A 6,196-nucleotide genomic window follows, 5' to 3' on the forward strand; every position below is an offset into this window, starting at 1 on the left:
CATCCCAACCTTCCCCCAGAGGGGGAAGGCGCAAAGACATCAGACCGGGGTCAGCACGCCGCGCCCCGCGAAGTGCCCTTCGGCATTCGCAAGGAAATGGTCCACCGACTTCTGCGTCGCCTCGGGCGACCAGCCGGCCATGTGCGGCGTGAGCAGCACGTTGTCCAGGCCGACCAGCTGCTCCGGCCGCTTCGGCTCGCTCTCGTACACATCGAGGCCGGCTCCGGCGATGCGGTTCTCGCGCAGCGCCGCGGCCAGCGCGTCGGTGTCGACCACGCTGCCGCGCCCGATGTTCACCAGGTAGCCCTGCGGCCCCAGCGCGTCGAGCACTTCGGCATTGACCAGGTGCTTCGTTGCCGGCCCGCCCGGCGCGGCCAGCACCAGGAAGTCTGCCCATGCCGCCAGCGACTTCAGGTCGCCGAAGTAGCGCTGCGCCACGCCTTCCTTCGGCTTGCGGTTGTGATAGCCGACCTCCATGTCGAAGGCCGCGGCGCGCTTGGCGATCTGCTGGCCGATGGTGCCCATCCCCAGGATGCCCAGCTTCTTGCCCGACACTTTCGGCGGCTGCGGGATGGCTTCGCGCCACACGCCTTCGCGGCACAGCCGGTCGAGCTTGCGGAACTCGCGCACGATGCTGATCAGCAGGCCGAAGGCGTGGTCGGCCACGCAGTCGTCGTTGGTGCCGGCGCCGTTGGCCGTCACGATGCCGCGCGCGCGCGTCACCTCGAGCGGCAAGCCTTCGTAGCCCGCGCCCATGCAGCAGATCAGCTCCACCGCCGGCATGGCCGCAATCTCCTCGGGCGTGATGCCGATGACGCCGATCGTCAGCACCGCGCGGAATTTCTTGCCGTGCTCTGCAATGGCGGCCGCGCGCTCGGCCGCGCCGAAGGCGTAGGTCATGTCGTAGACCTCGCCGATCTGGGCCTGGTGGGCGCTCGAGAGGCTGCTGAGCACCAGCAGGGGAATCTTGGTCGACACGTATGAACTCCTGGAATCGATGGAAAAGTGACGAATGATCGCGCTAGAGCATCGGAACCGCTTCGCTCTTCTGCAAAGCCCACATCTGCGCGTAGCGGCCCTGCCTGGCGAGCAGCTCGGCATGCGTGCCGCGCTCGACGATCACGCCCGACTCCAGCACCAGGATCTCGTGCGCGTCCACCACCGTCGACAGGCGGTGCGCGATGACCAGCGTGGTCTTGTCCTGCGCGGCGCTCTTGAGCTCCGACTGGATGGCTCGCTCGTTGGCCGAGTCGAGCGCCGAGGTGGCCTCGTCGAAGATCACGATCGGCGGGTTCTTCAGCAGCGTGCGCGCAATGGCCACGCGCTGCTTCTCGCCGCCGGAGAGCTTGAGGCCGCGCTCGCCCACGGTGGTGTCATAGCCCTTGGGGGTGGCCACGATGAAGTCGTGGATGCGCGCGGCGCGCGCGGCGGCTTCCACTTCTTCGCGGCTCGCGCCCGGGCGGCCATAGGCGATGTTGTATTCGACCGTGTCGTTGAAGAGCACCGTGTCCTGCGGCACGATGCCGATGGCGCGGCGCACGCTGGACTGCGTCACTTCGCGGATGTCTTCCCCGCCGATGGTGATGCGCCCCTGCTGCACGTCGTAGAAGCGGTACAGCAGCCGCGCCAGCGTCGACTTGCCCGAGCCCGAGGGCCCGACCACCGCTACCGTCTTGCCGGCCGGGATCTCGAAGCTCACGTGCTTGAGGATGGGCCGGGCGGGCTCGTAGGCAAAGCTCACGTCCTCGAAGCGCACGGTGGCGTCGGCGCCGGCCAGCGGCTGCGCACCGGGCGCGTCGCGCACCTCGCGCTCCTTTTCCATCAGCACGAACATCTTGTCGAGGTCGGTCAGGCTCTGCTTGATCTCGCGGTAGATCACGCCCAGGAAGTTCAGCGGAATGTAGAGCTGGATCATGAAGGCGTTGACCATCACCAGGTCGCCCAGCGTCATGCGCCCCTCCACCACGCCCGAGGTGGCGCGCCACAGCATCAGCACCAGGCTCACCGCGATCAGCAGCTGCTGCCCGGTGTTGAGCATGCTCAGCGTGCGCTGGCTCTTGATGGCGGCCTTGCGGTAGCGGTCGAGGCTGGCGTCGTAGCGGCCGGCCTCGAAGTCTTCGTTGTTGAAGTACTTGACGGTTTCGTAGTTCAGCAGCGAATCGACCGCGCGGCTCTGGGCCACGGAGTCGAGCTCGTTCATGGTCTTGCGGAACTTGGTGCGCCATTCGGTCACCGTCACGGTGAAGGCGATGTACAGCACCAGCGCGGCGGCCGTGATCCAGACGAACAGCGAATCGAACTTCACGCCCAGGATGGTGAGCACCAGCACCAGCTCGATGATGGTCGGCACGATGCTGTAGAGCGACATCGAGATGAGCGAATGCACGCCGCGCGTGCCGCGCTCGATGTCGCGCGTCATGCCGCCGGTCTGGCGCTCCAGGTGAAAGCGCAGGCTCAGCGCGTGCAGGTGGCGGAACACCTCCAGCGCGATCTGCCGGGCCGTGCCCTCGGTGGCCTTGGCGAAGATCAGCTCGCGCAGCTCGCCGAACAGCGAGGTCGAGAAGCGCAGCAGGCCGTAGGCCAGCAGCAGGCCGATGGGCACGATGAGCAGCGCCTGGGCCATGTCGGGCTTGGGCGTCATGGTGTCGACCAGGTTCTTCAGCAGCACCGGCACGCCGACGTTGGCCACCTTGGCGCCCACCATGAAGGCCAGCGCGGCGGCCACCCGCCACTTGTACTGCCAGAGGTAGGGAAACAGGCGGCGCAGCGTCGCCCAGTCGGAACGGTCGCTGCGCTCCGGCGGGTGGCCGGAGACGGGGTGGGAGGGGGGAAGGGCTTCGCCGCTGCGGCGCATGGGAGACAATCGTGGTTGCTTGTTTGTTCCAGATTGTGCCCATGTCAGATACTTCCAGCGCCGCCGCTGCCGCCACCCTCAAGAGCCTGCCCACCGACATGGAGCTGGTGCTCAAGGTCATTCCGATGCCGGCCGACTGCAATGCCAACGGCGACATCTTCGGCGGCTGGGTCATGGCGCAGTGCGACCTGGCCGGCTCGGTGATCCCCGCGCGCTACGCCAAGGGCCGCCAGGCCACGGTGGCGGTGAACGAGTTCATCTTCAAGCAGCCGGTGCGGCTGGGCGACATCCTCTCGTTCTATTCGAAGCTGGTGCGCATCGGACGCACCTCGGTCACGGTGACGGTCGAGGTGTTCGCAGAGCGCTTCCGGGCGCAGGGCGAGTACATCAAGGTGACGCAGGCGACCTTCACCTACGTGGCCATCGACGACAACGGCCGCCCACGCCCCATCGAACAACAGCCCTGATCGGGCAGGCTCACAGGCCTGGGTCGCGCACCCGCTCGAAGCGCTCGAACTCGCGGTTGATCCAGCGCCCGTCGCGGCGCTCCACCCGGCGGATGTACACGGTCTGCACGATGTCCCTCGTATGGGCGTCGATCTCGACCGGCCCGCGCGGGCTGTCCAGCCTGAGGCCGCGAAACGCATCCACCAGCCGCTCCCCGCCCGCATTGCCGCGCGCGGCGGGCGAGCTCATGGCCGCATCCACGGCCGCGAGCGCGTCATGGGCCGCCACGGCGAAATAGCCCGGCCGCAGGTGGCTGCCGTACTCGGTTTCGAACACGCCCGTGAAGCGGCGGTTGGCCGGCGAGTCGTGCGCGAACGAATAGTGGTGGCTGGTGACCAGGCCATCGGCCAGCTCGCCGATGCCTTCGAGGTAGTGGTCGTCGGTGGCATCGCCCGTGGCAAGCAGGCGGATGCCGGTGTCGGCCATGCCGCGGTCGCGCCAGAACTTGAGGAAGGTGGCCGGCATCTGCCCCGAGGGCAGGAAGAAGAACACCGCCTGCGGCTTGAGCTCGCGCAGCCGCAGCATGTAGGCCGAATAGTCGAGCGTGGCCAGCGGCACCCGCAGCATCGCGCCGACCCGCCCGCCGCCGGCGGTGATGCCCGAGACGAAGGCGCTCTCGGCATCGACACCCGAGGCGTAGTCGGCCACCACCGTGCACACGTCGCGCAGCCCCTGCTGCAGCGCCCATCGCGCCAGCGGCAGCGTGACCTGGGCGATGGTGAAGGACACCCGCACCGCGAACGGGCAGCGCGACGTGATGCCGGAGGACGCGGCGTTCATCACGATGAGGGGCATCTTGGCCTGCGTGGCGACGGCGCCCACGGCGTAGGCGTTGGAGCTGAAGTCGAGCCCGCCCAGCAGGTCGACCTGTTCGCTCTCCACGAGGTCCTGCGCATGGCGCCGCGCCTGGTCGGGCGCGCTGCCGGGCACGTCGCGCCGCAGCAGCTCGACCGGCCGGCCCGCGATGTGATGGTTGTGCGCGGCCAGCCAGACCGCCATGCCCGCATCGAACTGGCGCCCGCCGCCTGCGTAGGGCCCGGACCACGAGCCGATGACGCCGATGCGCAGCGGACGCACCCGCGCCAGAACCAGCGCGGGCGCCGCCAGTGCGCCCGCAAGCAAACCCAAAGTACGCCGGCGCACCGGCTGGAATGCTACTTTTTCAGTAGCATCACTCGCCCGCTGGCCGGGCGCTAGGAGAGTTCTGACCCCTTGGATTTGCACGCCGGACAGTTTAAGCGCGCAAGTCCGGAAAGCGCGTCAGACCTTGGAGAAATCAGGCTTGCGCTTCTCCATGAAGGCACCGAAGGCCTCCCGCGCCGCCGGCTCGCGCAGCATGCGACCGAAGCTCGCGCCCTCCTCGCCCATGCGCTCGAGCACGGCGGGCATCTGGCCCTTCTTCAGCAGGCGCTTGGTCTCGATCAGCGCGCTCAGCGGCTTGGCCGCGAGCTTGCGGGCCTGCATCTGCGCGATGCCGTTGGCTTCGGTCGGCGGCACCACGCGGTTGACCAGGCCCACTTCGAGCGCGGCCTCGGCCATGAAAGGCTCGCCCAGCAGCAGCGCCTCGGCCGCGCGGTGGTAGCCCAGCATCTGCGGCACCAGCAGGCTCGAGGCAGCCTCGGGGCACAGGCCCAGGTTCACGAAGGGCATGGAGAAAGCCGCGTTGTCCCCCGCGTAGACCAGGTCGCAGTGGAACAGCATGGTGGTGCCGATGCCCACGGCCGGGCCGCACACCGAGGCGACGATCGGCTTGGGGAACGTGGCGATGCCGCGCAGGAAGCGGAACACCGGCGACTCCTGCGTCGACGGCGGGCCGTTGAGGAAATCGCCGATGTCGTTGCCCGCGCTGAAGATGGTCGGGTCGCCCTGGATCAGCACGCAGCGCACGGCGGCTTCGCTCTCTGCGGTGGCCAGCGCGTCGGCCAACTCGGCGTACATGCTGCTGGTGATCGAGTTCTTCTTGTCGACGCGGTTGAAGGTGATGGTCATCACGCCGGCTTCGGTGTGGACGAGGATGTCGCTCATAAAAAATCCTTGAATGGAACGGGTGGTGCCGCCCTCAGGCGGCGGCAAGTGCTTCGCGTACGAAATCGAGCCGGTCCTGGCCCCAGAACATTTCGTCGCCGACGAACATGGTGGGTGCGCCGAAGACGCCGCGCTCCACCGCTTCCTGCGTGACGGCCTTCAGGCGGTCCTTGGTTTCCTGCGCACCGGCCAGCGCGAGCAGGCCCGCGGCGTCGAAGCCCGCATTTTGCAAGACGGCGCCGACGGTCGCCGGGTCGTTGAGGTTCTTCGGCTCGACCCACATGGCGTGGAAGACCGCATCGACGTAGGCGCCGAAGCGCGCCGGCTCCTTCATCTGGATGCCGGTGGCGCCGCGCATCAGCAGCAGCGTGTTGATGGGGAAGTGCGGGTTGTGCGCGAAGGGCACGTCGTAGCGCCTGGCGAAGCGCTTCAGGTCGGTCGTCATGTACGGACCCTTGGGCTTGATCTCGGCCGGCGAATGGTTGCCCGTGGCCTGGAACACGCCGCCGAGCAGCATGGGCTTCCACACCAGTTCGGCACCGGTGTCGGCGCAGATGTGCGGCAGCTGCGTCGCGGCCAGGTAGGCGGCGGGGCTGCCGAAGTCGAAATAGAAGTCGACGGATTTTTTCATGGGTGTCTCCTTGTTTGTGCTTGCTGGGGCCGTTGGTTCGGGGTGCGTGCACAGGGCGCCGGGTACTCCCCTCCGCGAATGTCCTCCGCCCTTCGGGCTCCCCCTTTATTTCGCTGCGGGGAGCACCCGGCGCCCTGTGCACGATGGACGCGGCGCTTGTGCCGGCTGATCAACAAGTG

6 protein-coding genes are annotated in these 6,196 nt (G+C 67.9%); 1 reads left to right on the forward strand and 5 read right to left on the reverse strand.

From position 1 onward, the window contains the following. Nucleotides 1-39: 39 nt before the first annotated feature. The gene (locus tag AC1RVW_RS30480; RefSeq protein ID WP_493204460.1) at nt 40-978 is read right to left on the reverse strand and encodes a 2-hydroxyacid dehydrogenase; all 939 of its coding nucleotides are present in this window, start codon (nt 976-978) and stop codon (nt 40-42) included. A 43-nt stretch (nt 979-1,021) separates the two neighbouring features. Next, nucleotides 1,022-2,854 carry an ABCB family ABC transporter ATP-binding protein/permease gene (locus tag AC1RVW_RS30485; RefSeq protein WP_409194843.1) on the reverse strand — a complete coding sequence of 611 codons (1,833 nt, stop codon included), beginning with the start codon at nt 2,852-2,854 and terminating at the stop codon, nt 1,022-1,024. Between the two features lie 41 nt (nt 2,855-2,895). Here AC1RVW_RS30485 and AC1RVW_RS30490 point away from each other — a divergent pair, with 41 nt between their 5' ends. Next, complete coding sequence (locus AC1RVW_RS30490; RefSeq protein WP_081268377.1) at nt 2,896-3,321, forward strand: acyl-CoA thioesterase; 426 nt, start codon at nt 2,896-2,898, stop codon at nt 3,319-3,321. Nucleotides 3,322-3,331: 10 nt separating this feature from the next. Here AC1RVW_RS30490 and AC1RVW_RS30495 read toward each other — a convergent pair whose 3' ends face one another. The 3 genes from AC1RVW_RS30495 to AC1RVW_RS30505 all read right to left on the reverse strand — a co-directional run bounded on the left by AC1RVW_RS30495 (nt 3,332) and on the right by AC1RVW_RS30505 (nt 6,017). Then, nucleotides 3,332-4,489, reverse strand: coding sequence for an ABC transporter substrate-binding protein (locus AC1RVW_RS30495; RefSeq protein WP_493204463.1), 1,158 nt, complete (start codon nt 4,487-4,489; stop codon nt 3,332-3,334). 132 nt (nt 4,490-4,621) lie between these two features. Beyond that, a complete protein-coding gene (locus AC1RVW_RS30500) occupies nt 4,622-5,386 on the reverse strand; it encodes an enoyl-CoA hydratase (RefSeq protein ID WP_081268376.1) in 765 nt (254 codons plus the stop codon). 34 nt (nt 5,387-5,420) lie between these two features. Further along, complete coding sequence (locus tag AC1RVW_RS30505) at nt 5,421-6,017, reverse strand: 2-hydroxychromene-2-carboxylate isomerase (RefSeq protein WP_081268375.1); 597 nt, start codon at nt 6,015-6,017, stop codon at nt 5,421-5,423. Nucleotides 6,018-6,196 lie beyond the last annotated feature (179 nt).

The sequence above is a fragment of the Variovorax sp. MPBD4-3 genome, assembly GCF_058809745.1.